General features: G+C 65.1%; 21 protein-coding genes. 7 read left to right on the top strand and 14 right to left on the bottom strand.

Annotation, left to right across the window (positions count from 1 at the left end; all coding sequences use genetic code 11):
- The first annotated feature begins 302 nt into the window (after nt 1-302).
- Together C1H84_RS06110 and C1H84_RS06105 are read left to right on the top strand one after the other, a co-directional pair.
- Entirely contained in the window at nt 303-1,523 is a 1,221-nt protein-coding gene (locus tag C1H84_RS06110; RefSeq protein ID WP_113606853.1) for an NRAMP family divalent metal transporter, read from the top strand.
- A gap of 12 nt (nt 1,524-1,535) precedes the next feature.
- Entirely contained in the window at nt 1,536-2,345 is an 810-nt protein-coding gene (locus C1H84_RS06105; RefSeq protein WP_113606852.1) for a putative hydro-lyase, read from the top strand.
- Nucleotides 2,346-2,423: 78 nt separating this feature from the next.
- Here the strand turns inward: C1H84_RS06105 and C1H84_RS06100 are convergent, their stop codons facing one another.
- From C1H84_RS06100 to C1H84_RS06090, 3 genes are all read right to left on the bottom strand, one after another.
- On the bottom strand, nt 2,424-3,929 hold the full coding sequence (locus C1H84_RS06100; protein WP_113606851.1) for an APC family permease: 1,506 nt from the start codon (nt 3,927-3,929) through the stop codon (nt 2,424-2,426).
- 85 nt (nt 3,930-4,014) lie between these two features.
- Entirely contained in the window at nt 4,015-4,674 is a 660-nt protein-coding gene (locus C1H84_RS06095) for a PDC sensor domain-containing protein (RefSeq protein WP_113606850.1), read from the bottom strand.
- Nucleotides 4,674-5,426: a FadR/GntR family transcriptional regulator gene (locus tag C1H84_RS06090; protein WP_053797429.1), complete on the bottom strand. Its 753-nt coding sequence runs from the start codon at nt 5,424-5,426 to the stop codon at nt 4,674-4,676. The genes C1H84_RS06095 and C1H84_RS06090 overlap by 1 nt, the downstream gene beginning before the upstream one ends.
- Before the next feature lie 307 nt (nt 5,427-5,733).
- Between C1H84_RS06090 and C1H84_RS06085 the strand changes: the two genes are divergently transcribed.
- Nucleotides 5,734-7,002: an MFS transporter gene (locus C1H84_RS06085; protein WP_113606848.1), complete on the top strand. Its 1,269-nt coding sequence runs from the start codon at nt 5,734-5,736 to the stop codon at nt 7,000-7,002.
- Nucleotides 7,003-7,023: 21 nt separating this feature from the next.
- Here the strand turns inward: C1H84_RS06085 and C1H84_RS06080 are convergent, their stop codons facing one another.
- Genes C1H84_RS06080 through C1H84_RS06065 form a run of 4 tightly spaced genes read right to left on the bottom strand, consistent with a single transcriptional unit; the run spans nt 7,024 to nt 11,889 of the window.
- Nucleotides 7,024-7,719: a GntR family transcriptional regulator gene (locus C1H84_RS06080; RefSeq protein WP_113606847.1), complete on the bottom strand. Its 696-nt coding sequence runs from the start codon at nt 7,717-7,719 to the stop codon at nt 7,024-7,026.
- 41 nt (nt 7,720-7,760) lie between these two features.
- Complete coding sequence (locus tag C1H84_RS06075; RefSeq protein WP_113606846.1) at nt 7,761-9,503, bottom strand: acetyl/propionyl/methylcrotonyl-CoA carboxylase subunit alpha; 1,743 nt, start codon at nt 9,501-9,503, stop codon at nt 7,761-7,763.
- The gene (locus tag C1H84_RS06070; protein WP_113606845.1) at nt 9,500-11,134 is read right to left on the bottom strand and encodes a 5-oxoprolinase subunit B/C family protein; all 1,635 of its coding nucleotides are present in this window, start codon (nt 11,132-11,134) and stop codon (nt 9,500-9,502) included. The genes C1H84_RS06075 and C1H84_RS06070 overlap by 4 nt, the downstream gene beginning before the upstream one ends.
- Nucleotides 11,131-11,889 (bottom strand): LamB/YcsF family protein, encoded by a 759-nt coding sequence (locus C1H84_RS06065; RefSeq protein WP_047118348.1) that lies wholly within the window; start codon nt 11,887-11,889, stop codon nt 11,131-11,133. The genes C1H84_RS06070 and C1H84_RS06065 overlap by 4 nt, the downstream gene beginning before the upstream one ends.
- A gap of 247 nt (nt 11,890-12,136) precedes the next feature.
- Here C1H84_RS06065 and C1H84_RS06060 point away from each other — a divergent pair, with 247 nt between their 5' ends.
- A complete protein-coding gene (locus C1H84_RS06060) occupies nt 12,137-14,242 on the top strand; it encodes a catalase (RefSeq protein WP_113606844.1) in 2,106 nt (701 codons plus the stop codon).
- 87 nt (nt 14,243-14,329) lie between these two features.
- Here C1H84_RS06060 and C1H84_RS17955 read toward each other — a convergent pair whose 3' ends face one another.
- Both C1H84_RS17955 and C1H84_RS06055 read right to left on the bottom strand, forming a co-directional pair.
- A complete protein-coding gene (locus tag C1H84_RS17955; protein ID WP_146955927.1) occupies nt 14,330-14,521 on the bottom strand; it encodes a hypothetical protein in 192 nt (63 codons plus the stop codon).
- 121 nt (nt 14,522-14,642) lie between these two features.
- A complete protein-coding gene (locus C1H84_RS06055) occupies nt 14,643-16,100 on the bottom strand; it encodes an MDR family MFS transporter (protein ID WP_244910821.1) in 1,458 nt (485 codons plus the stop codon).
- 145 nt (nt 16,101-16,245) lie between these two features.
- On the opposite strand from C1H84_RS06055, the gene C1H84_RS06050 reads away from it, so the two are divergent.
- Nucleotides 16,246-16,839: a TetR/AcrR family transcriptional regulator gene (locus tag C1H84_RS06050; protein WP_181728053.1), complete on the top strand. Its 594-nt coding sequence runs from the start codon at nt 16,246-16,248 to the stop codon at nt 16,837-16,839.
- Nucleotides 16,840-17,052: 213 nt separating this feature from the next.
- Nucleotides 17,053-19,287 (top strand): NADP-dependent isocitrate dehydrogenase, encoded by a 2,235-nt coding sequence (locus C1H84_RS06045; protein ID WP_113606841.1) that lies wholly within the window; start codon nt 17,053-17,055, stop codon nt 19,285-19,287.
- Between the two features lie 57 nt (nt 19,288-19,344).
- On the opposite strand, the gene C1H84_RS18215 is transcribed toward C1H84_RS06045, so the two are convergent.
- The gene (locus C1H84_RS18215; RefSeq protein ID WP_181728052.1) at nt 19,345-20,340 is read right to left on the bottom strand and encodes a hypothetical protein; all 996 of its coding nucleotides are present in this window, start codon (nt 20,338-20,340) and stop codon (nt 19,345-19,347) included.
- 264 nt (nt 20,341-20,604) lie between these two features.
- Between C1H84_RS18215 and C1H84_RS06035 the strand changes: the two genes are divergently transcribed.
- The gene (locus tag C1H84_RS06035) at nt 20,605-21,084 is read left to right on the top strand and encodes a GtrA family protein (RefSeq protein ID WP_113606840.1); all 480 of its coding nucleotides are present in this window, start codon (nt 20,605-20,607) and stop codon (nt 21,082-21,084) included.
- Nucleotides 21,085-21,271: 187 nt separating this feature from the next.
- Here the strand turns inward: C1H84_RS06035 and C1H84_RS06030 are convergent, their stop codons facing one another.
- From C1H84_RS06030 to C1H84_RS06015, 4 genes are all read right to left on the bottom strand, one after another.
- On the bottom strand, nt 21,272-22,804 hold the full coding sequence (locus C1H84_RS06030; protein ID WP_113606839.1) for a deoxyguanosinetriphosphate triphosphohydrolase family protein: 1,533 nt from the start codon (nt 22,802-22,804) through the stop codon (nt 21,272-21,274).
- A gap of 112 nt (nt 22,805-22,916) precedes the next feature.
- Nucleotides 22,917-23,864, bottom strand: a complete 948-nt coding sequence (locus C1H84_RS06025) for an ornithine cyclodeaminase family protein (RefSeq protein WP_113606838.1) — start codon at nt 23,862-23,864, stop codon at nt 22,917-22,919.
- A 36-nt stretch (nt 23,865-23,900) separates the two neighbouring features.
- Nucleotides 23,901-25,301, bottom strand: a complete 1,401-nt coding sequence (gene brnQ / locus C1H84_RS06020) for a branched-chain amino acid transport system II carrier protein (protein ID WP_113606837.1) — start codon at nt 25,299-25,301, stop codon at nt 23,901-23,903.
- Nucleotides 25,302-25,465: 164 nt separating this feature from the next.
- Nucleotides 25,466-26,140, bottom strand: a complete 675-nt coding sequence (locus C1H84_RS06015; protein WP_113606836.1) for a GntR family transcriptional regulator — start codon at nt 26,138-26,140, stop codon at nt 25,466-25,468.
- Nucleotides 26,141-26,177 lie beyond the last annotated feature (37 nt).

Raw genomic sequence — 26,177 nt, 5'->3', positions numbered from 1 at the left:
CCACTGAAGTCCACCGCTTTTCGGCGTTTGCCAAAAAGCGGTGGACTTCTACGTTCCGAGCCGGGGAATGCATTTGGCGGCGTATTCCCAGCGCTAAGCCAGCGTTCTACTGCGGCGTGATGGCAGCCTGCTTGAGGTAGACAGCCAAGCCACCTCAGTGTTCGGCGCCGCCGTTGAGCAAGGCGTGAGCGGAAAAGAAATTGTTCAACAACTACTTGCCCAGATTGTTCAACAACCTGTATTGTCTTGTGCGTTACATTAGTTCTGTGACAGCAGTCACCGCTACCGCAACGGATGAAATCATGTCTACTCCCGATTCGAAGCCTCAGGCTACGTCAAAAGCCCGGCGCACAGCGCTGCTGGGCGCCATGTTCCTCATGGCCACCAGCGCCATCGGCCCTGGTTTCATTACCCAGACCACTGAGTTCACCGTGCAAATCGGTGCGGCCTTCGCCTTCGCCATCGTCGTATCGATCCTCGTCGACATTGCGGTGCAGCTCAACGTCTGGCGCGTGATCGGCGTCAGCGGCCTGCGCGCCCAGGAGCTGGGCAACAAGGTCCTTCCCGGCGTCGGCTGGCTGCTGGCCGCCTTGGTCTTCATCGGCGGCATGGTGTTCAACATCGGCAACATCGCCGGCACCGGCCTGGGCCTGAACGCGATGCTGGGTGTGGACGCCAAGATCGGCGGTGCCATTTCCGCAGTGATTGCGATCCTGATCTTCCTGTCCAAGAAGGCGGGCATGGCGCTGGACCGCATCGTGGTCCTGCTGGGCGCCATCATGATCCTGCTGATGCTTTACGTCGCGATCGTCGCCGCGCCTCCGGTGGGCGATGCGCTGCGCAACGTGGTGCTTCCCGAGCAGGTCGACTTCCTGATCATCACCACCCTGATCGGCGGCACGGTCGGCGGCTACATCACCTATGCCGGCGCGCACCGCATGCTGGACTCCGGGACCACCGGCGTCGAGCACGTCAAGGAGATCTCCAAGACCTCGGTGCTGGCCATCATCGTCACCGGCATCATGCGGGTGCTGCTCTTTCTGGCAATCCTCGGCGTCGTTGCCGGCGGCGTGGCACTGACCAGCGACAACAAGGCAGCCGAGGCATTCGGCGCCGCGGCAGGAGATATCGGCCTGCGCTCCTTCGGCATCATCCTCTGGGCCGCCGCGCTGACCAGCGTCATCGGCGCCGCCTACACTTCGGTTTCGTTCATCACCAAGAGCACCACCCCCGAACGCACCCGCAACCTGATCACCGTCGGCTTCATCGCCGTCTGCGCCGTGATCTACGTCTTCCTGGGCAAGGCTCCTGCGACCCTGTTGATCTTCGCCGGGGCCTTCAACGGCCTGATCCTTCCGGTCGGCCTGGCCGTCCTGCTCTGGGTGGCCTGGCGCCGCCGCGACCTGATGGGCGGCTATAAGTACCCCAAGTTCCTGCTCTTCATCGGCGCCCTGGCCTGGCTCCTGACCGTGTTCCTCGGCTACAACTCCCTGTCGGGGCTCTCGGCCCTGTGGAATTCCTAAGGCGGATTACCCATGGCAAACGTTCGAGACCTGAGCATCAGCGAGCGGGCGGCCCTGAGCCCCCGCGAAGCGCGCGAGTACTTCCGACAGGGACAGGTGGTGCCCACCGCGGGCTTCAGCGCCGGCTACGCGCAGGCGAACCTGATCATCGTGCCGCAGGCACTGGCCTTCGAGGTGCTGCTCTTCGCCCAGCGCAACCCCAAATCCTGCCCGATCCTCGGGGTCCTGGAAGCGGGCCAGGTGTCCAATGAGCTGCTGGCTGGCGGCGACATCCGCACGGACGTCCCCAAGTACGTGGTGTATGAGAACGGCGAAAAGGTCGCCGAGCCAACGGATCTTGCCGAGTACTGGCGCGAGGATCTGGTGACCTTCATCGTCGGGTGCTCCTTCACCTTCGAAGCGGCGCTCATCGAGGCAGGCATCTCCGTGGCCCACATCGACCAGGACGTCAACGTGCCCATGTACAAGACGACGCGGCGCAGCGTCTCGGCGGGATCCATGTCCGGGCCCATGGTGGTTTCGATGCGGCCGATTCCGGCCTCGCAGGTTGCCGACGCGGTGCGCATCACCTCCCGCTACCCAGCGGTGCACGGGGCGCCGGTGCATATCGGCAACCCGGAGGAGCTGGGCATCACGGATCTGGGCAAACCCGACTTCGGCGACGCCGTGCAGATCCCGGAAGGCTGCATTCCGGTGTTCTGGGCCTGCGGCGTCACTCCGCAGGCGGCGGTCATGGAATCGCGCCCGGCTTTGGCCATCGGCCACGCGCCAGGGCACATGCTGATCACTGACGTGAAGGATACGTTCTACCAGGTGCCATAGGCTCCAAATACGCAGCAAAGCCGCAGGCGGCGCACCCCATCGGGGATGCGACGCATGCGGCTTTGCGTTCTGTATCGATCAGTCGACCGGCGCGGCAGAGCGCTGGGCCGCGCGCAGCTTCTCGGCCACTTCGATGGCGTCATTGCTCGGCGCATCGGACTTGGCATCGGGGCGGGCGATGAACAGGTACAGCGCACCGGTTCCTGCCACCACTGCAAGCCCGATCAAGACGATCCAGTCGGCCAGGACATCGCCGCTGGAACCGGGGACCGCGAGCAGCACCATGGCGAAGAGGCCGTAGGCCAGGGCCAGGATGTTGACCAGCATGCCGGCGGCGCCCAGCGAGAACGGACCTGCAGGCTTCCAGCCGCGAAGCCGCTGGCGTAGGGCGGCCAGCACCACTGACTGGAAGGCGACGTAGATGCCCAGAATGGCGAAGCCGGTGATCTGGGTCAGCAGGGTCTCCGGCCCGAAGTAGATGAACACGCACAGCAGCAGCGGGATGCAGCAGGCCACGAGCAGGGCATTGGACGGCACCTTGTTGCGCGGGGAGACCTTTGCGAGCCAGCGGTGGCCCGGCAGCATGCCGTCACGGGCGAAGGAATAGATCAGCCGGGATGCGGCGGCTTGCAGCGAGAGCACGCAGGACAGGAACGCGGTCAACGCAACCACCAGGAAGATCTTGGCGCCCACGGCGCCCAGCGAAGCTTCCAGGATGGCCGGGATGGGGTCCACGTCTTCGCCGTTGACGATTTCCTGGAGGTTCGGGGCTGCCAGCACGTAGCCGGTGAACGAGATGAGTGCCGACACGCCGCCGACCAGGATGGTCATCATCATGGCCTTGGGGATGCGCCGGGCTGGGTTGCTGACCTCTTCGGCGACGTCGCCGCAGGCCTCGAAGCCGTAGAAGAGGAACAGGCCGGCCAGCGCCGCGCCCATGAAGGCCACGCCGTAGCTCCCGTCGCCCTCAACACCCATGGAGTCGAAGAAAACGCTGAACGGTTGCTCGCGCTTGAAGACCAGCAGGTAGAAGCCCACGGCGATCACGCCGATCAGCTCTGCGGCCAGGCCGATGCGGGCGATGCGCGCGAGCATCTTGGTGCCGGAGAAGTTCAGCAGCAGGGCGATGAGCAGCATGGCCGTGGCGAACCAGAAGGTGGTGGCCTCGGTCAGCTCGACATTGAAGGTGCTGGCCACGAACCCGGAGCCGAACTGGGCCACCGAGGTGATGGTGACGATCATGGCCCAGATGTAGATCCAGGCTGCCATCCAGGCATAGCGCTTGCCCCAGAGCCTGCGGGTCCACGGGTAGATGCCGCCGTGGATCGGGTACTGCGAAACCACCTCGCCGAAGACCAGCGAGACCAGGAACTGCCCCGCGGCCACGATGAGGATCCAGAAGACCGAAGGCGGACCACCGGTGGCCATGGCCAGGGCGAAGAGCGAATAGACGCCCACCAGCGGAGACAAATAGGTAAAGCCCAGGGCGAAGTTGGCCCAAAGGGACATTGAACGGTCAAAGGACTGTTCATAGCCCAGGACGGCCAGATGGTTCCCGTCTTGGAGATCGTGTTGTGAATTCATGGAATCCTCGTTGCGAGCGTACGCAGAAGCTGCGTGTGAAGTGTGACACACCGAGAATAACACTTAAAGATTCTATATAGAAGGTTTAATTTTGGCTGCGCACCACCAACAGGCTCGTACCTGTCACCACGTCCGAATTTTCAAGGGATTCAGGGGCAATTAGGGCACCCAAGCCGTCCCGCGGATCAGAGGAAGTGATCACCCGGCCGTGCGCGGAGACCAGCGCGGCTGGCCCGTCCAAGCCCAGCAGCAGGCGCTGGAGCGCGGGTTCGACATCCCTGACCCGAAGATCCAAACCGACAATTCCTTCGGCGCTGCCGGTGACCGGAATAGTCAGCGTCAGCACGTAGTCGCAGATGCACAGGTGATCGACGAACGGACCGGTGATATGCCGGCGTCCCGAGGAGTGGGGGACCGAATACCATTCAAGGCTGCGGTAGTCGCGAACATAGTCCGCGTACTCGCGCTGCTCCAGCTGCAGCCGATTGATTTCGGAACCGGCAGCGAACAGCGGATTGTCCTGCATCGGTGCCAGCCACCATTCGAACCGCATCTGCCCGGCGCTTTCGCCAATGTAGTCGGCGCCGACGATGCCGTTGGCATCATCCAGAAGCCATGGGCGCACCAGATCCTGGACGGTGGCGCCCAAGTGCTCGGCAGGTAGCTGCGCGATCTGGGTGTGCAGCGCATCCAAACGTTCAAAATACCGCTCGAACCATTCTCCAAGCTCGGCTGCGACGGCCATCAAGCCACCTCCAGTTCTTGTTTGCGGCTGATGAGCCAGGTGGACAGCAGCGTGAATGATTCCTGGCATGCGGCGCGGCCTGGCGCCGCATCGCGTGATGCCAGGGCCTGCGCCATGGCTCGGTCCAGTTCTGCGATCCGTCCGGCGAGCGCTTCATCGCGCAGACCCAGCCACATGAGCTGCCCGTACTGCGCTTGGAAGCCGATTTGCTCGCGGACCAGCCGCGGGGACTGGGACAGCACGCACAGTTCCAGCAGGAATCCTCCGTGGTCGCGGGCGGCGTTGGCCGGGGTTGAGAAATCCGCGCGGTCGAGCCAGGCTTCCAGGGCTTTCGCTTCGGCCGAAGTGCACACGTGGGTGGCCCGGTCGAGCGCACCGCTGGTGATGACGTCGAGGTAGACCGCGGCATCGAGCAATTCGGTGCGCGAGATGCCGCGCAGCCTGGAGGTCATCAACTGCTGGGAGGCATTGGGGGCTTCGGCGCGGACGAAGGAACCGCCTTCGCGGCCGCGGCGGGTTTCCAGCAGACCATCCTTGCGCATGTCCGCCAAGGCTTCGCGTGCCGTCACCACGGCAACACCGAACTTCTTGGCCAGATCCGTTTCGGTGGGCAGGCGCTCGCCGGGTGCCAGCACACCCAGCAAGATGGCATCCGTGAGCCGCTGGGCGACCTGCGCGGTGCGGGTGTCGGAGCTCAAGGGAGCGAAGACCGCCGTGCGTGAGCCCTTGGCTGGTGATGTCTGCTCCGTCATCAGGCCGCCTGTCGCCCGGGGCGGAAGGCGGAGTGGCGCTGGATGGTCCGCCTCGTGAGTGCGCTGCGCATCTGTCGACCTCTCTGACGCTGGAATGTATCGGCTGTTCTTCTCCTGGGAGGGGAAAATATCCAGCCCAGGTTTGATCATATCGACAAGCGCTGGACGCCGGATTGCCAGCTGTGCCGCTGGGGCGCGTGGAAGCGGCGTCATGAATCCGTCATTGCGCTGTGAATTATGACACACTGGCGTGAATGGTGGACAGTTGGTCGCCATCACTTCTTGAACGTGAAAGAAACATCGGTCCATGGCGCAACAGGCAAAATATTGGTTCCCCGCAGCACTGAGCCTGCTTCTGGTGGGATGGGGAGCCAACCAATACGTCGCGCTGCTGGTGCATTACCGGCAGGACCACGGCTTCTCGGAAGTGCTGGTGACCTCCTTGCTGGGCATCTACGTGCTGGGACTCGTACCGGCACTGCTGCTCGGCGGGCGCGCCTCTGACCTGCGTGGACGAAAACGCCTCACGATGATCGCGGTGCTGATCTCCATTGCCGCGAGCCTTGCCTTGATGCTCTCGCACCTCGGTCCCTTGCCGCTGTTCGCCGGCAGGCTGCTGGCCGGCACGGCGACCGGCCTGGGCATGGCGGCTGCAACAAGCTGGGTCAAGGAGCTCTCCCAAGCACCCTGGGACCCGAACTCGACGGCCGGATCCGGGGCCCGGCGTGCCTCGCTGCTGACCTCCACCGGATTCTGCCTGGGCCCGGTGGCCGGGGGAATGCTGGTGGCGTGGGCGCCGATGCCGGATGTCCTTCCCTACGCAACGCACATCCTGTTGTGCCTGCCGGTCCTGATCCTGCTGCGCAAGCTCCCCGAAACCAGGCAACGCCAGCTCCCGCAAGCCACGGCGCCCGGAACCCAGACCCGGCCAGTACCGGGCGGTGCGGCGCAGCAGCGCGGCGGCAAACGGTTCTGGGCGGTCATCGCGCCCGCCGCCCCGTGGGTGTTCGCGGCGGCGACCATGGGCTTCGTGGTGATTCCGGAGATGGTTCCCGCCATGGGCGGTGCGGCACGCCATACCTACACCACCGTGGCGGTGGCGCTGACCATGGGATGCGGGGTGCTGATTCAGCCGCTGGGACGCAGGGTCGATACCGTCAACAGCGCCCGCACCCTGCTGCTGGGCGTCGCAGTGGTGCTTGGCGGCATGCTGGCCATCATCGGGGCGATCCTGCTCAACAGCCCGGCGCTCGGCCTGGGCGCTTCGGTGCTGCTCGGTTGCGGCAACGGCCTGTTGATGGTGGGCGGGCTGCTTGAACTGCAGCGCGCCGCGGGCCCGGACGAGCTTGGCCTGCTGACGGGCTTCTTCTACACCTTTGCCTACGCCGGGTTCCTGGCGCCCACGGTGATTGCCCTGGTGGCCCAGTGGGTCTCCAGCCTGTGGATCATGGGCGCCGCGGTTCTCCTGTGCCTGCTGTCCCTTGCAGTGGTTGCCGTGAACTCGCGCAAGCACCTGCCCCGTGCGCTGGAGCGCATCGACTCAGGGGCCGCGCTCGCGGCTCCCGAGAACGCCTGAACGTAATCGGTGCCGGCAGGGCTAGTTGCCGTCGGCGTCCATCCGCTCCTCCAGATGGGAGAGCAGCTCGGTTTCCGCGACGTCCAGGTAGTTGCGCAGCGCGGTCGCGGCCTGCTCGCGCTCGCCGTCGCGCAGCATGTCGACCAGCGATGCGTTGAGCTCGACGTAGTGCGAGTGGAAATCAGGGGCATCGCTCATGGCGTGGAAGACCAATCGCATCTGGGCCAGCACCCGGGTCATCAGCTCCTGCAGCTGGGCGCTGCCGCTGGCGCGCACAACCTCCTCGTGGAAGCGCTGGTTGGCGGTCGCCATCGCCTCGATCTTCCCGGAGGCCAGGGCAGTGCGGGCCTTCTTGATGATCCGTTCAAGGGCGGGCACGTTGAGCTTCGGACCCCAGTGCAGCGCTGCGGGTTCGATCATGCGGCGTACCGCGTAGATTTCCTTGACGTCGTTGATGCCGGGGGAGGCGACGAACACCCCGCGGTTGGGGATGCGCGTAATGATCAGCTCGTTGCCCAGCACGGTGAATGCCTCGCGCAGCGTGTTGCGCGAGACGCCCAGGGCCTGGGCCAGGGCCTGCTCGGAGAGCTTCGTTCCCGGGCGCAGCTGCCCCTCGGCGATTTTGGTGCGCAGCACCGAGGCAACCCAGGCGCCGGTATGGGCGTGGGTTGCCTCCTCGTCCAGCGGGAGATCACGAATCAGGTCATTCACGAGCATGCTTCCAATCTAATTCACCCTGAAGGACGCAGTGCAAAGCGTTAAGCGATGCGCCCCATGTCTTCCCCGCGGGAAATCATGGTTCCCGGGGTCTGCGCGCCCCGGGTGAAGGTGCCGGAGGCGTGCGCGGTGACGTTGGATTCCATTTTCATGGCTTCCAGCACTGCCACGGTGTCGCCGGCGGCGACCACGGCTCCGTCCTCGGCCACCCACTTGACCAGGTTCCCGTTCATCGGGGCGTTCAGGGTGGCTGTGCTGTCGGCGGCCTCGACGTTGTCCGCGGCGGCTTCCATGGTGGCCCCGTGCCCGCCATGGCGGATGGAATCCACCAGCGAGGCCGGCAGGCCGATGTTCATGGCCTTGCCCTCGATTTCGATGGTGAGGGTCTCTCGTTCGGCGCCCGGCTGGGCAGCGGCGATTTCCGGGCTGGACGCGAGGTCCTCGGCGAACTCCGCCTCGATCCACGTGGTGTAGACCCCGTAGGCGTCATCCCGGGTGAACTCGGCGTTGCGCACCACGGCGCGGTGGAAGGGAAGCACCGAGGGCACTCCGGTGATGACCATTTCATCCAGAGCCTGCTTCGCGCGGCGCAGCGCCTGCGCGCGGGTGGCGCCGGTGACGATCAGCTTGGCCATCAGCGAATCGTAGTAGGAGGGGACCACCGAGTTGGTGCGTACTCCCGAATCCACGCGGATGCCAGAGCCGGTCGGAGCCTCGAAGCCGGTGATGCGTCCGGGGCCCGGCAGGAAACCGCGCGCCGGGTCCTCGGCGTTGATGCGGAACTCGAAGCTGTGCCCGGTCGGGGCCGGATCCTCGGTGAAGGACAGCGGCTCGCCGGCGGCGATGCGCAGCTGCTCGGCGACCAGGTCCACGCCGGTGGTTTCCTCGGTGATCGGGTGCTCCACCTGCAGGCGGGTATTGACTTCCAGGAAGGAGATCAGCCCGTCCGGGGCCACCAGGTATTCAACGGTTCCGGCGCCCACGTAGCCTGCCTCCAGACAGATCGCCTTGGCGGAGGAATGGATGGAGGCGCGCTGCTCGTCGGTGAGGAAGGGGGCCGGGGCCTCCTCGACGAGCTTCTGGTGGCGGCGCTGCAGCGAGCAGTCGCGGGTGCCGACCACCACGGCGTTGCCGTGTGCATCGGCCAGCACCTGCGCCTCGACGTGGCGCGGCTTGTCCAGGAAGCGCTCGACGAAGCATTCGCCGCGGCCGAAGGCGGCGGTGGCCTCGCGCACCGCCGATTCGTAGGAGGCCTCGATGTCTTCCATCGCGCGGACCACCTTGATGCCGCGTCCGCCACCGCCGAACGCGGCCTTGATGGCCACCGGCAGGCCGAACTGCTCGGCGAAGGCGCGCACCTCGGCCGCGTCGGCCACCGGGCCGTCGGTGCCAGGTACCAGCGGGGCTCCGGCGCGCACCGCGATCTCGCGGGCGGTGACCTTGTTGCCCAAAGCCCGGATCGCTTCGGGGGACGGGCCGATCCAGGTCATGCCCGCATCGATGACCGCCTGGGCGAAGTCGGCGTTTTCGGACAGGAAGCCGTAGCCCGGGTGCACCGCGTCGGCGCCGGCGCGGGTGCCGATTTCGATGATCTTGGCGATGTCCAAATAGGTGTCGGCGCTCTGCGAGCCATTCAGCGCGTAGGCCTCGTCGGCGCGGCGCACGTGCAGGGCGTCGGCATCCGGATCCGAGTAGATGGCCACCGAGACCAGCTGGGCGTCGGTGCAGGCACGGGCGATGCGGACGGCGATCTCGCCGCGGTTGGCGATCAGTACTTTTTTCATGCGCGGGATTCCTTCACGGGAGTGCGGGTGCCGGGGTGGGATGTCAGTTCAAAGCGGATCAGCGAGCCCGGGGGCAGTTGGGCGGCGGCGGGCAGGTCTTCGTCGACGACCGCGGCGATCACCGGGTAGCCGCCGGTGACCGGGTGGTCGGCCAGGAACAGCACCGGAAGACCGGAGGGCGGGACCTGCAGCGAGCCCAGGGCCACGCCCTCGGAAGCCAGCTCGCCCGCGCGCACCCGTTCCAGCGGCCGCGCGTCGTCCTGGCCCAATTCCAGCCGGACGCCCACGCGGTTCGAATCCGCGGAGGCCTTCCAGAGCTGGCCGGTCAGCCGGGCCAGTCCCGGGGCGCCGAACCAGTCCTCGCGCGGGCCGGGGGTGATGCGCAGCGTGAAGACGCCGTGCTCGGCGGGCACCGGCAGCGGCGAGGGCTCGGGGTTGCCCACCACCTGCAGGCCGGAGACTTCTCCGACCGGCAGCAGCTGCCCAGCACGCAGTGGCGCGGGGCCGATGCCAGACATCGAGTCGCTGGAGCGGGAGCCCAGCACCTGCGGGACGTCGAACCCGCCGCGCACGCCCAGGTAGCTGCGCAGTCCGGCGCCGTTCGGGGTGAGGGCGAGCAGCTCGCCGTCGAGCAGCGCGAAGGGCGTGTCCATGGGGATCTGCCGGAATTCGTGGAAGTCGTCGCCGTCCACCGGGGTGATGTTCACGGTGGCGCAGGCTCCGGAGACCGCGAGCACCGCATCCCCGCGGGCGCGCAGGGTGAGCGTGCCCAGCAGGTTCTCGATGACGGCTGCGCCTGGCTGGTTGCCGACCAGGCGGTTGGCCTGGGCGGCGGAGATGGCATCGGCCCAGCCGGCGGTGCTGACTCCCAGATCGCCCAGGCCCGGACGGCCAGCGTCCTGGATCAGCGACTGCAGTCCCGGATCCAGGATCTCCAGCTGGGCGGCGGAGGACGCCGGGCGCTCGGTGTCTGGGGCCGGTTCGGCGGCGGGGGCGTCCGCCACGGTCAATGCGGCGCGGCTGGGGATGAACTGCACGCGGTCCTGCGGGCGGATCAGCGCGGGGTTCTCGCGCTCAAGGTCCCACAGCACTGCATCGGTGTGGCCGATCAGCTGCCAGCCGCCGGGGGACTGGCGGGGGTAGACGGCCGAGTACTCTCCGGCCAGCGCCACCGCGCCGGCGGGGACCGCCTTGCGCGGGATGGCGCGGCGCGGCACGTTCAGCAGCTGGTTCTCGCCGCGCAGGTAGGCGAAGCCCGGGGCGAAGCCGCCGAAGGCCGCCCGCCAGATCTGCTGGGAATGGGCGTTGATGACCGCCTCGGGACTTAGCGAGGTCAGCCGGGCCACCTCGGCCAGGTCTTCGCCGTCGTAATGGACGGGCACAGTGATCAGCGAACCGGTCGCGGCCGCGGAGGACCCCAGTTCCAGGGTGCGCACGGTCTTGGCGATGGCTTGCGCGTTGGCCGCGCAGTCGGCCTTGATGAACACGGTGCTCGCCGCGGCGAGCACATCGAGCTGTCCGGGCAGCGGGCTGGTGCGCAGCAGAGCGGACAAACCCAGCACTGAATCCAGGTCCGGGAGCTCAACCAGCACCGAGCGGCTGCCGGCCAGCCGTACGTCGCGCTGGCTCATGCAAAGCTCTTAATGCTCACGCCAGCGGATTCCAAGCCTTCGCGGACCGCGGCGGCCATGGCCACGGCTCCGGCGGTGTCACCGTGCAGGCAGATGCTTTCGGCGGGCATGGTGATGGTGCTGCCGTCCACTGCCTCCAAGGTGCCCTCGGTGGCCAGACGGATCATGTTCGCGGTGACTGCCGCCGGGTCGTGCAGCACGGCGTTGGCTTCGCGGCGCGAGACCAGGGTGCCGTCCGGGTTGTAGTTGCGGTCGGCAAAGGCTTCGGCCACCCCGCGCAGCCCTGCCTTCTCGGCCTTGGCCAACGCCACGGATCCGGGCAGCAGCAGCACCGGCAGGTCTTCGCCGAAGGCCTTGATGGCGTCCACGACGGCCTGGGCGTGCACCTCGTGGTGCACGATCGTGTTGTAGAGCGCGCCGTGCGGCTTGACGTACTTGATCTCCCCGCCGGCCGAGCGGGCCAGAGCCTGCAGGGCGCCAAGCTGGTAGAGCACGTCGTCAGCCAGTTCCGTGGCCGAGCAGTCAACGAAGCGGCGGCCGAATCCGGCCAGGTCGCGATAGCCCACATGCGCCCCGATGGTCACCGAGGCGGCGACCGCGTCCTTGCAGGTTTGGCGGATGGTGCTGGGGTCGCCGGCGTGGAATCCGCAGGCGACATTGGCCGAGGAGACGGAGGTGAAGATGGCGGCGTCGTCGCCCATGCTCCAGTTGCCGAAGGACTCGCCGACATCGGAATTCAGGTCTATGAATGGCATTGTGATCCCCGTCTCGATAAATGTGTTGCTTACAGAATGCACCAAAAACCAAGATTGTTCAACAATCTCACGTCGTATGGCGCTGGGAGCACCAAGGCTGGAAAGAGCATGGGAATTAGCAGGCTTCATGGAAACGGCCTGCCCGAACCCATAGCGTGGCAAAGACCTTGCTGTTCACCGTATCGCGGAGCACCGCGCGGGACAGCCGAAGGCATTCCGAAAGAATTCCAGGACGAAGGAGCACGCAATGACGACCGAATCAGCACATCCCACCAATCCGGAAGCGGACCGCCGGGACAAGGCTCCGGGGCAGACCTCGAAGCACCTGACCACGAGCCAGGGATCCCCGTTGACGGATACCGACCACTCCTTGAAAGTGGGCGAGCGGGGACCGATCCTCCTTCAAGACCACCATTTGCGCGAGAAAATCATGCACTTCGACCATGAGCGCATCCCGGAGCGCGTGGTCCACGCCCGCGGCGCCGGCGCCCATGGAAAGTTCGTCAGCTACGGCAATGCCGCAGACTTCTGCGTTGCGGATTTCCTGAAGCCGAACAAGCAGACCGATGTCTTCGTGCGCTTCTCCACGGTAGCTGGCTCCCGCGGTTCGATGGACACGGCCCGCGACACCCGAGGCTTCGCCACGAAGTTCTACACCGAGGAAGGCGTTTTCGACCTCGTGGGGAACAACATCCCGGTCTTCTTCATCCAGGACGGAATCAAGTTCCCGGACATCGTCCACGCGGTGAAGCCCGAGCCGGATCGGGAAATTCCGCAGGCCCAGTCGGCGCACGATACCTTCTGGGATTTCGTCTCCCTGCACACCCCGGCGCAGGCCCACACCATGTGGAACATGAGCGACCGCGGGATTCCGCGGTCCTACCGCATGATGGAAGGCTTTGGCGTGCATACCTTCCGCATGATCGGACCGGGCGGCAAGGCCTCCCTGGTCAAGTTCCACTGGAAGCCGAAGCTCGGTGTCCACTCGCTGACATGGGAAGAAGCCCAGCTGGCCGCAGGAGCGGACCCGGACTTCCACCGCCGGGACCTGGCTGACGCGATTGATGCCGGCGCCTATCCGGAATGGGAGCTGGGCGTCCAGCTTTTCGAGGATGACGGCACCGCGACCTTCCAGGGCATCGACCTGCTCGATCCCACCAAGTTCGTCCCGGAAGAGCTGTGCCCGGTGCAGCTGATCGGCAAGATGGTGCTGGATCGCAATCCATCGAACTACTTCGCCGAAACCGAGCAGGTTGCCTTCCACCCGGGCCATCTGGTGCCGGGCATCGACATTACCGATGATCCCTTGCTGCAAGCGCGCCTGTTCTCCTACTTGGATACCCAGCTGACCCGCCTGGGCGGGCCGAACTTCGCCCAGATCCCGATCAACAGCCCGAAGAACCCGGTCAACGACATGTTCCGGGATGGCTATCACCAGCACAATATCCATGAGGGCATCGCGCCCTACAAGCCGAATTCGCTGGACGGCGGATGCCCGTTCATGGCGGAGCTGGCCAACGGCCAGGAATTCCCGGCCTTGGAGTACCCGCAGGAAACCGCGGGCACCAAGCAGCGCAGCGAACCGGTGAGCTTCTCGGACCATTACTCCCAAGCGCGGCTGTTCTACCGCAGCCTCAGTGCCCAGGAACGCGACCATATCAAGCAGGCCTACAGCTTTGAATTGGGCAAGTGCGCGGATAACACGATCCGCGAGCGCCAAGTCCAGTGCCTGGCGGAGATCGACGCGGACCTCGCCGCCGCGGTGGCCAGCGCGCTCGGGCTGCCGGCCCCTGCGCCGCAGCAGGACATCGACGATCTGCCGTTGAGTCCGGCCCTCTCCCAGGTTGGCGGCACCTGGCCGGTGGACGGACGCCAGATCGGGATAGTCGTCGGCTTGCCCGGCTACCCGCAGGACAAGGAGCTGGCCGAGGTGATCCGCGCCAAGGGGATGACCCCGCTGATTGTCGCGCCCCATGGCGGGAAGACCGAGTCGGGGATGGAAGTGGACCGGACCTATTTCACTACCCGCTCGATCGAGTTCGACGCGCTGGTGCTTGCCGGGGCGCTGCCTCCGGCGGCCGATGCGCAGGTTCCCCTGGACACCAAGGCGGGAGCCGGCGTGGGCGTGCCGCAGTCGGCGGATCCCCGCGTGGTCCTGCTGGTGCAGGAGGCCTACCGCCAGAGCAAGCCGATCCTGTGCTTGGATGAAGCGGCCTATGGCGCGGTGAACGCCGCCGGGCTGCCAAGCGGCGATCCGGGCGTGGAACTGGTTGACGCGGATTCACTGCCCGGGGTCTTGGAGGATCTGGTCTCCCGGCACCGCGTGTGGGGCAGGTTCCCGGCCGAGGGCTAACCAGTCCTGCTGCACAAGCCAGCGGGCCGGCAGGTACGAATCTCGTACCTGCCGGCCCGCTGTCCGTTGTGAAGAAGCGTGCAACTCCTACCGCTGGGTCGAGTCCTTCTTCTGCTCGTCGTCGTCTTCGTGGCCGAAGGGAATCGGAGACGAGGTCGGGGAATCCGGGACGGTGGTGTTCTTGCCCTGCGGATCAGGGGTCTTGTCTGGTGCGACGGTTTCGTCGTGGTTGTTGCCCATGTTCTCTCCCTTGTCTTCGGTAGCGTGCCGATCGCTCAAGCTGCTCGGCCTCCGCCTGGGTTTGGCAGATGACCTAACCCTAGCGAGCTGCGCTTCACGAGGCTCCCAACCTTGGCGGAGGCTGGGAAACTGCCCGAGGTCCTCCCTCGGAGGGATGCGGCTACCTGCCCGTGGGCGCGGTGCCGCGTCCGATGAACAGCGAGAGAACCACCGTTGCGCTGGCCAGCACCGCGCCGATGAGGAAGGCCATGTGCGCGCCGTCGAACAGGGCCTGGACGGCGCTGGTTCCGGAAGCCTCCTGCGCGGTGGACAGCAGGGTCAGGACGGTGACGAACAGCGTAGTGCCGATCGCGCCGCCCAGCTGCTGGCCGGTATTGAAGATCGCGGAGCCATGGCCGAACAGGCGCGGATCCACCGAAGCCATGGCCGAGGACATCAACCCGGTCATGAGCAGCGCGAATCCGATGGAGAAGACCACGTGCGCGGTGGCGAACAGCCACAGCGGGCTGTCGGCGCGCACGCCCACATAGAGCCACTGGCCCAGGGCCAGCATTGCGGTTCCCGGGATCAATACCGGGCGCGGGCCGAAGCGGTCGTAGACGCGCCCGAAGACCGGGGAGGCCACCGCCTGGGCCAGCCCGCCCGGCAGGAGCATCAGGCCGATGGTCAGCGAGTCCAGTCCCCGCCCGGATTCGAGGAGGATCGGCACAACCATCAGCGAACCGAGCAGCGTGCCGAAGGCGATCATGATCAGGATCATGGCCAGCCGGAAGTTGCGCGAGGCGAAGGGAGCGAGATTCAGCAGTTCGCGCCCCTCGCGCGCCAGCCCCCGCTGGCGGCGGATGAACAAGACCAGGGACAACGCGCCGATGGCGAAGCTGGCGATGGCCATGGCGGGGTTCTGCGAGGCGTGCTCGATGCTTGAAATGCCGTAAACCAGCAGGCCGAAGGCCATCGCGGAAAGGAGCACGGACGCCGCGTCGACGCGGGTTTTCTGCGCGCTGGCGGGAACCTTGAAGAAGACGGCGCCGAGAACGAGGACCAGCACCGCGATCGGCAGCATCATGGCGAAGATGTAGTGCCAGCCCCACGCGTGGACCACCGCGCCGGAAACGGTGGGTCCCACGGCCGGTCCCACGCCGATGACCACGGAGTTCAGCCCCATGACCGTGCCGCGGCGCTGCGCCGGCACCAGTCGCAGCGTGGTGGTCATGAGCAGGGGCAGCACAATGGCCGTGCCCAGCGCCTGGACCATGCGGGCGGCCAGGAGCAGCACGAAGCTGGGAGCCAGCGCCGCGACGGCGGTGCCGATGATGAAGCTGATGATGGCGAACATGAACAGCGAACCGTGGTTGAAGCGCTGCAGCAGGAAGCCGGTCGTCGGAATCACCACCGATAGGGTCAGCAGGAATCCGGTCGTCAGCCACTGCCCCGTGGCAGCTGAAATCTGCAGGTCGTTCATGATGCCGGGCAGCGCCACGGTCAGCACCGTCTCGTTGAGGATCATCATGAAGGCGGCCAGCGCCAGGGCCGCGATGATCCCGGTCACCTGCCGGGTGGACAGCTGGGGGCCGGCCGGCGGCGCGCCCTGGGCGGTTTGGATGTGTTCGGTGGACACGGTTACCTCGTTCTTGAAGGGAAGACTCAAAAATTCTGTCATAGTCTGACACATTTAAGGGATGAATCTGTCAGCGTGTGACAGGAAATATGCTTGGATACCCGGGATACCATGGCGACAGGCAACCGAACGCGAGGAGTGCACGGTGGGAATCCGAGACGAACGCAAAGCCGGGACCTTGCAGGGCATCCGGTCCGCGGCCTTGGACATTCTGGAAGAGCAGGGCTTCGACGCGGTGACGGTGGGGCGCATCGCCCAGCGTGCCGGAATTTCCGAACGGACCTTTTTCCGCTACGTTCCCTCTAGGGAAGCGGCCATGCTGCCTGCCGAGCGCGGGCTGTTTGAAGCGGTGGAGGGCTGCGACATCCCCGACGGCGCGGATGGGGCAAGCATTCTGCGCCTGCTGCTGGCCGCCTTCCGGAGCATGCTGCTGGAAGAAGTCCAGGGCAATGAATTCCGCCGTGTTTCGCGGCTGATGGTGGCCGAGCCGAGGTTGCTGCTGGTGGCCACGCGGCAGGAGCAGGAGCTGGTGGCCGCGGTTTCCGATTACCTGACCGGACGCGGGCTGCTCGCGGCCATGCCCGCGCTGCTGATCGGCGAAATGCTCGCAACCTGCTGGCGCGTGACCTGGCAGTGCTTCGGCCTGGCCGAGCGGTCCGGCGAAGCCGCGGACCCTGCCGGCATCTTCGATGACGTGGCGGCATCGCTCGGCGTGCTGACGGCGCAGCTGGTCGAATAGCGAACATGGCGCTTGAGTTATCGACGATTAACTTAAATGTGACGAACTGCTCGTAGCCCCTCCCACCCGGCAATTGGGCGAATTTTAGGGCTCTTTCGGCGTATTTTCCGGGACTGGAAAGTGTGGCGCGGAGCAAAATCGGGTAGATTTGGAACGTTGAGTTCAGGGCGGATAACCCCGCTTCCGCACGACGTTCAGGGAGAAGCCACACCTATGGCCAAGATTATTTACACCCACACCGACGAAGCGCCGATGCTGGCGACCCACTCGTTCCTGCCGATCGTGGAGGCCTTCGCCTCGACCGCCGGTGTGGAGCTGGAGACCCGCGACATCTCGCTGGCCGGCCGCATCATCGCCACCTTCCCGGACTACATCACCGAAGAGCAGCGCATCGGCGACGCCCTGGCTGAGCTTGGCGACCTGGCTAAGACCCCGGAAGCTAACATCATCAAGCTTCCGAACATCTCCGCGTCGATCCCGCAGCTGAAGGCCGCGATCGCCGAGCTGCAGGCCGCCGGCTACGCCCTGCCGGACTACCCGGACAACCCTTCCTCCGACGAAGAGACCGACGTCCGCGCCCGCTACGACAAGATCAAGGGCTCCGCCGTGAACCCGGTGCTGCGCGAGGGCAACTCCGACCGCCGCGCACCGCTGAGCGTGAAGAACTACGCCCGCAAGTACCCGCACTCCATGGGCGCCTGGGCCGCGGACTCGAAGACCAACGTCGCCACCATGGGCGTTGACGACTTCGCCTCGAACGAGAAGTCCATCGTCATCGACAAGGACAAGTCGATCTCCATCCGCTTCGTCGGCGAAGACGGCGAAGTCAAGGTCCTGAAGAAGCCTTTCAAGGTGCTCAAGGACGAGGTCATCGACGGCACCGTCATGCACGTGGCAGCCCTGCAGGACTTCCTGAAGGCCTCCGTGGCCCGCGCCAAGGAAGAGGGCATCCTCTTCTCGGCACACCTGAAGGCCACCATGATGAAGGTCTCCGACCCGATCATCTTCGGCCAGGTCGTCAAGGCCTACTTCTCCGAGCTGTTCGACACCTACGGGGACGAGCTGGCGGCAGCCGGCCTGAACCCGAACAACGGCCTGGCCGCCATCCTCAACGGCCTGGACGAGCTCTCCGACGACGTGCGCGCCGGCGTTGAGAAGCTGATCGCCAAGGGCCTGGAAGAGGGCCCGGCAGTTGCCATGGTCGACTCCGACAAGGGCATCACCAACCTGCACGTCCCATCGGACGTCATCGTGGACGCTTCCATGCCTGCCATGATCCGCCTGGGCGGCAAGATGTGGGACGCCAAGGGCGAGACCGCAGACACCCTGGCCGTGCTGCCCGACTCCTCCTACGCAGGCGTCTACCAGGCCGTGATCGAGGACTGCCGTGCCAACGGCGCCTACGACCCGACCACCATGGGCACCGTGCCAAACGTCGGCCTGATGGCCCAGAAGGCCGAGGAATACGGCTCCCACGACAAGACCTTCGAGCTGGCCGCCAACGGACATGTGCAGATCGTCGACGAGAACGACACCGTGCTGATCGAGCACCAGGTCTTCACCGGCGACATCTGGCGCGCCTGCCAGACCAAGGACATCGCCATCCGCGACTGGGTGAAGCTGGCAGTGAACCGCGCCCGCGCCTCCCAGACCCCGATCGTGTTCTGGCTGGATGAGAACCGCGCCCACGACGCCGTGCTGATCGCCAAGGTCAACGAGTACCTCAAGGAGCACGACACCGAGGGCCTGACCATCGAGATCCTGTCCCCGATCGAGGCCACCAAGTACTCGATCGAGCGCATCCGCAAGGGCGAGGACACCATCTCGGTCACCGGCAACGTGCTGCGCGACTACCTGACCGACCTGTTCCCGATCCTGGAACTGGGCACCAGCGCCAAGATGCTGTCCATCGTGCCGCTGCTGGCAGGCGGCGGACTGTTCGAGACCGGCGCCGGCGGCTCCGCTCCGAAGCACGTGCAGCAGCTGGTGTCCGAGAACCACCTGCGCTGGGATTCGCTGGGCGAATTCATGGCACTGGGCGCTTCCTTCGAGCACCTGGCAGTCACCACCGGCAACGCCCGCGCACAGGTCCTGGCGGACACCCTGGATGCCGCCACCGGCACCTTCCTGCTGGAAGACAAGTCGCCAAAACGCAAGGTCGGCGAGCTGGACAACCGCGGCAGCCACTTCTACCTGGCCAAGTTCTGGGCCGAGGAGCTGGCCAAGCAGGACAAGGACGCCGAGCTGGCAGCGGCCTTCGCCGACGTCGCCAAGGCACTGGGCGAGAACGAGGAAACCATCGTGGCCGAACTCGCCGAGGTCCAGGGCAAGCCGGTCGAACTGGACGGCTACTACCGTCCGAACGAGGAAAAGACCTCCGCTGTGATGCGTCCAAGCGCCACCCTGAACAAGGCTCTTGAACTGCTGACCCAGGCTGTTTCCAAGTAGCCCTAACTGGCTAAAGCCGTACGGCACCATCCCCGAAGGGGTGGTGCCGTGCGGCTTTTAACGCGTCGCGGGTGCTTCTTGCGACGGCGCGGAGAAGGAAGCGATGACCCCCGGCTCCGCCACTTCAGCGGCCCTGGCCAGCAGTGCCGCGACGATCTTCTTGTCCTGTGCTGGAGCCCGCAGGATCTTGCCCTTCTTGTGGCTGAAGTCGCGGTAATCAATGACCAGCAACGTCAACCCGTGCTGCGGAATCAGAGCCGCCTTGCGGGCATCATAGAGCTTGCGCTGCGCTCCGCGCAGCATGCCGGTGGAGGTCAGCTTGTTATCGAAGAACGGGACGGGTTCCGAATGCTGCCGTTCGTGGTACTCCACCACCAGGCCGAGCTCCTCGAAATAGCCGTCGACCGGCAGTGCTTTGCGCGCGCCGGTTTTCAGCGACGGCTCGCCGCGCAACCAGTCGAAGGTCTGCTGTCCGACGTAGGGCAGGCCCAGCACCTCGGCGCACAGACCCAGAACGTAGTGCTCGTCGCGCTGCCCGGCCTTGTCCGGCACCGGCGATGCGTCCGGTTCGGGTAGATAGCGCGGCGGCGCCTGGAAGCGTCGGCCGCTGCCCCACCCCAGTTCCCAGCCCTCGGCATCTTCGAAGTAGTCCGCATACGCCACCGGCAGCTCGCTGAGACGGGTGACTTGCGAGAGCAGCTGGGCATACCATCGCACGTAGTCCAGATTCCCGGTCTCGCCCGGGGTGCTGCGCTGCAGCGAGGGCAAGGCGGCGAGGATTGCTTCGGCGACGCTGATGCGGCTGACGTCCTCGGGGAACTGCACGTCGTTGTTGAAGACATTGCCCCTGGCCGTTGTGTAGAGGCAGGTCTCCGAGGCATTGTACGGGTCGCCGAACTTGTCCTCGGGATTCCATTCGGTGACGTTGAAGATGACGATGCGCCAGGCGGTTCCGGAGGCGTTGATGCCGGGCAAGATCCGCAGCCCGAGGTAACCCAGCCGGTGTAGCAGCCCGACCGCTTCGAGGATTCTGAGGGGAAGCTGCGAGTCCACTAGGCTCCTTACCGTGGGGTGATGTCGATACCCCGATCATGCCACGGCGCCCCGACAACTCGAAACGCCCTCATAGGGCACCGGGGGAGAAGTTGCGGGGAAGCTCACATTCTCCTGCCCCGTACCTTGCAAAGACGGGGACAACAGGCGGCATTCATAGCTGATCGACAGATTGGAATCGGGGGACTCATTGGCCGTTCCCAGCCTCGGATACTAAAATCGGTTTGTTAGGCGTTTTTCGCGCTCACCGAATTCAGGAGAAGTATGGCTCTACGTGAAAATCCAGTGGTAGTCCGTGCCCTGCGTTTCCTCGGCGTCGGTGGGTTCTGCTTCATCGTGACCTTGGCCGTGAACTACGGCCTGAAGTACACCGTGATGGAAGACCATCCGACCACTGCATTCCTGATCGCCAACACCGTGGCGACCGTGGTGTCCTACGTGCTCTCGCGTCAGTACACCTTCCAGGATCGCAATGATGCGCACCGCAAGCGCATCCAGGTCATCGGTTTCTTCGCGGTGTCCGCGATGGGTATCGTGATTAACTCGGCTCCGCTGTACATTTCGCGTTGGGTCTTCGGCCTGCACTACCCGAACGTTTCCTTCCTGTTCCAGGAAGCCGCCGACTTCATCTCCGGACCGATCATCGGTACCGCGTTGGCGATGGTCTTCCGCTGGTGGGCCCTGCACAAGTTCGTCTTCCCGGATGTCTCCAAGAAGGAGCAGAAGGTCGAGCTGGCCGCCTAGCCCAGACGCCGCTTCGCGGGAATGTCTCCCGCAAGCCCTTGGATATTTGAAAAGCCGCCGTGCGGAAAGTTGGAAAACTTTCAGCACGGCGGCTTTTCGTTCTTCACCAGCGGGTGAACCATCTTGTCGAAGCGCTCGACTGCGCAGATCGAATCCGCGGGAAGGCAGGCTCCGCTCGCTGGCCGGCCTAGAGCCCGCGGCCTGCTTCCCATAAGTTGTCGGCGGTGCCGGTGAGCAGCGCATTCAGCGATACCGCCTGGGCATCGGTGAACGAGGCGATGTAGTCAACGATGGCCCGCGCCTGCCCCAGCCGCTGCACTTCGTCCGGGCCGGCCTGGAGGAACAGGTGCGGGGTGTTTTCGCGCAGCTGCCGGTATTCCTCCGTCGTAGCCTCCACCGAATCCAGCAGACGGCGCGGGGCGCGTCCGGCGTCCTCGGGATCATTGAGCCAGATATGGAATCCTTCGGCGAGCGAGCGGATGATGCGGGTCTGCCCGCGCTGGTACACGGCCAGGTCCGGGCGCTCCAGCACAAAGCGCGCATGCACGAACTTCAACACGATTACGTCGTGCCAGGCGGCGTCGCCCAGCCGGACGTGGCCGCTGCGGATGGTCGGGGTGCGTTCCACGGTCACCGATTCCTGCAGCCGGTCGATCCAGCGCCGGGTGAAGGCGGTGACCGCACGGTCTGCTTCCAGGCCGCCGTCGTAGGGGACCGAGAGCAGGCCTTCGACCAGGTCGTGGCCGACCCGCTCGACGGATTCGCGGAAGGCTTCCGCGTCCGCGATCCAGGGGTCCTTGGCGCGGGTGCGACGCCAGGTCAGTTCCAGCGCATGGCCCGGGCGGCGGGCATCCAGCTCGGACTGCTTCAGGGAACTGAGTTCGGTGGAATGCTCCAGCCAGGCGCGCAGCTCCGCAGAGACGCTGGTGTACTGCAACACCCCTGCGCGGTAGAAGTCGTCGAGGTCGTGCACCGCGTAGGCGATGTCGTCCGCGATATCCATGACCGAGCTTTCCACGGTCTGCTGGTGCTTGGCGATACCCGGGAACACCGAAAGCACGTCCCGCATCTCATCGGCATCCACATCGTAGGCAGAGAACTTCAGCGCCCCGGCGGCGGGATCGATGCCCACCCCGCGCGGCAGCAGCTCCGGCGCCAGCGGAGCCAGGGCGCGCCACTCGTTGCGGGTCCAGGGATATTTCAGCACGGCGGCGCGCACGGCCCGGGTGAGATTCATGCCGCGCGCGGTCGCGTCGCAGCTGTCCAGCGCGGTGAGGATGCGGAAGGTCTGGGCGTTGCCCTCGAAACCGTCGGGAAGCTTGAGCACGCTGCGGGCTACCCGGTCCAGTTCCTGCTCGCCCAAATGGCCGAACGGCGGGTGGCCGAGGTCGTGGGCCGCGGCGGCGGCCTGCACGACCACTGGGTCGCAGCCACCCAACTCACTGACTAGTCTTCTAGTTGCTTCGTCAGCTGTTCGCAGCCGGATGGCGATGGAGCGGGCCACCGCGGACACCTTGAGCGAGTGGGTCAGCCGATTGTGCACCAGCGTGCCGGAGCCCGCCTGCGGGATCACCTGGGTGACCGAAGACAGGCGCGAAAAATAGGGAGAGAAGCGGATCCGCTCGATGTCGACGCGGAATTCGTCTTCGTTGGCTACGCGCGGCTCGGCGATGGCTCGGTCGCGGCCGCCGCTCTGGTGTGTTTTTTCCCTGATATCCATCGTAGGATCCAGCCTAGATGACACCGGGCAGGGAGGGATGTTTTACTGTTGGTTGCGTGTCTGGACACGGCTGTGGGGTCGCCCGAAGGGACGGCCCCGCAAAAGGACGAGCTTATGCTCGGCTGGCGAAATGTTCATGGACGCCTACTGCGACCACGAGATCCTGCCAAGCCATTCCCGTGCCCTTGAATACGTTCGGTCGCTGGGTGCTTCGCGCGACCTCGCCCCTGACCAGTTGGCTGACCGTTGAGAAACCGTCGCGGCCCAGCGTGCCGTCGGCAATGGCCTGGATGACGTCGCCCGCTTCGCGCAGGGCGGTCGCAGGGTCCTCGACGATGACAACCGAGCGGCCCATGAGATCCGCATCCAACTCCCGTGCTCCTGGTTCATGAGATCCCATAGCGACCACGCAGGCACCCGGCTGGACCAGGGCGCCGTCGAAGAGCGGTTCCCTGGCGCTCGTGGCGCAGACAACGATCTGGGCCTGGGCCACCTCGGCGGGATCCGCCGCGCGCGCCTGCAGCCCGAACTGCTTGGTCCGCTGGACCAGGTCCTCGATTCGCTGCTCGTTGCGGGCCGAGACCAGCACCTGGCTGATGGGACGGATACGAGACATCGCTTCGATATGTCCCCAGGCCTGCGGGCCGGTGCCGAAGACCATGAGAGTGCACGCCCCTGCAGGGGCCAGGTGGTCGGCTGCAACAGCGGACATGGCGGGCGTGCGAAGCTCGGTGAGCATGGCGCCTTCCAGCAGCGCTTGGGTGGACAGCGTCTTTGAGTCCATCAGCAGGTAGGTTGCCTGGATGCGGGGCAGGCCGTGCTCCGGGTTCTCGGGCGCCACCGAGACGACCTTGATCCCGGACCAATCGCCGATGGTGGCCGGCATCAGCAGCAGCTCGCCGGAACCGGCCGGCTTGCTGGTGCGGTCGGGGTCCGAAGCGGGATCGAAACCGCCCGCCAGGGCATTCTCCAGCAGGCGCCGCGCATCATCCGGGCTGACTGCTTCGCGGACCTGCTGAGTGGAGTACCAGGTCGGTGCGGTGCTTGTAGTGGTTTGCATTGGTTCTCACTTCGTTCTTCGGGGTTTGCGGTCTTGCTAATTTGCGGCGGGGTGGCCAGCCGGGCTGGCCGACTGAGGCGCAGGGGCCGCTACTTCGGGCTGGTGCGCGAAGCTGCGCGGTTGTTCCTTGCGCATGCGCGCAACGACATACCCCAGGCCAGCTCCGATCAGGGCTGGGATGATCCAGCCTCCGCCCTGGAGGAACATCGGAATGAATCCCAGGGTGCTGTCGATCTGCTCGACGAAGAATCCGGCGGATTTCACGGCGTCGAAGACTGCGATGAATCCGGCTCCGACCATCGCGCCGACGTAGACGGACTGGTATCCGGAGAAAAGCCGGTTGCACAGGACCAGCAGGATGAGTGTGATGGCCAGCGGGTAGAGGAACATGAGCAGCGGAATCGCGGTTTCCAGGACGGTGTCCAGTCCGAAGTTGGTGAAAAGCAGGCCTGCCGCGCCGAAGATGTATACCCACACGCGGTAGGAAATCGATGGCATGGTATTGCCGAAGTATTCGGAGACCGAGGACAGACAGGCGATATTGGTAGTGACGCCGGTCAGGAAGACGATCACGCCCATGGCGACAACGCCGGCGGTGCCCAGCAGGTAGCGCGAGGACTCGGCAAGCACTGCCCCGCCGTTGTCCAGATACCCAATGGCTTCCACGCTGGAGGAGCCGATCCATGCCATGGAGATGTGCAGCAGCGACAGGCCGATGACGGTGATGATGCCGGCCTTAATGAACACCTTGGTGATCTCACTCGGCTTGGTTACGCCCACGGCTCGGATCGACTGGATGAACACGCCGCCGAATACCAGCGCGGCCAAGGCATCCATGGTGAAGTAGCCCTCGGTGAAGCCCTTGAGGAAGGCTCCCGACAGGTATGGTTCCACGGGATCCTGCGGGGTTCCCATCGGGGTGACCAGGGACTTGCCGATGATGAGCAGCAGCAGGACCGAGAAAACGGGGGTGATGAGCTTGCCCAACCGGTTCACGAGCTTGCCGGTATCCAGCGACAGGTAGATTGTCAGCGCGGTGAACGCGGTGGAGAAAATCAGCAGGATAACTCGGCTTGCATCCGCTGAAACTTCCATGTGCGGCTTGATGGCGATTTCATATACTACCGAGCCGGTGCGCGGAATGACATACAGTGGGCCCAACGCGAGAAACATCAAGGCGCAGAATCCGCGGGAGAACCAGGGATGCACGCGATCGGACAGCGGTTCCACACGCCCGCCGGCCCGGGCGAGGACGATGATGGCCAGCAGTACAAGTCCAACACCCGTCAGCAGAAATGCCGACATGGGGACGAATGACGATCGTCCGGCCTGCTGCCCGACAAGGGGCGCGAAAATGATGTTGCCTGCGCCGAGGAACATGGCGAGGAGCATTAGTCCGATGGTGAATGTCTGCATCGGAGAAAGCTTGGTGTTCATATGTGTTTCCTTCGAGACTGATCTTGTGATCAGCTCTGCCAAAGTGCACGGGGCAGGCTGTGATCCACATCAAGTGTTGTGTTATATGTTACACAACACTTTCCGAATGCCAAGAAGGCGAGACAAAGGCCGAAACGGAATGCGTTCCGGCCTGTGGGTTCCAGCTAGGCGTCTGAAGGTTCCGGGCGGTCGGCCCAGATGCCGCGGCTGTGCGCCAAATGCTTGTTCATGAGTGCGGCAGCTCGCTCGCCGTCATGGGCGGTGATCGCCTCGAGGATTTCCAGGTGTTCGACTGCGGACTCGGTCAGGTCGCCGTGGTCTGCCAGCTTCTGCAGCCCCTGCATTCGCGCCTGGTCGCGCAGCTGCTCGACGGTATTCACCAGGCGCCGATTTCCGAGGGTTTCAAGCAGGGCCTTGTGAAACAGGCGGTCGCTTTCCAGGAATGCGCGGACATCGCCTGACTTGGCGGCAGAGATGATGTCCTCGGCAAGGAGGCGGAATGGCTCGGGATCGCGATCCCCGAATTTTTCCGCGGCTTCGTGCATCGCTGGAACTTCGAGCATGGTGCGAATCTTGAAGATTTCATCCAGATCCTGATCGGTCAACTGGGGTACTCGGAACCCCTTGTTCCGGATGACCTCTACGATCCCCAGGTTGGCCAGATCCATGACTGCTTCGCGGACAGGGGTGATGGAGACGCCTAGTTCCGCTGCGACCTTGACGACGCTTTCCACCTGCCCGGGTGCAATCTCGCCCATGACGATAGAGGTGCGAATCGCATTCCGCGCCTGCTCTCTGAGGCTGACGGCTCGGAGGGGAGCGTGGCTGCTTGTAGTCATACTACTTGTTTATCATGTTCGTTTGACGCGGCAATCA

It is taken from the genome of Glutamicibacter soli, assembly GCF_003309065.1.
Classification (GTDB): domain Bacteria; phylum Actinomycetota; class Actinomycetes; order Actinomycetales; family Micrococcaceae; genus Glutamicibacter; species Glutamicibacter soli.
This window is presented reverse-complemented; position numbering and strand designations above follow the sequence as displayed.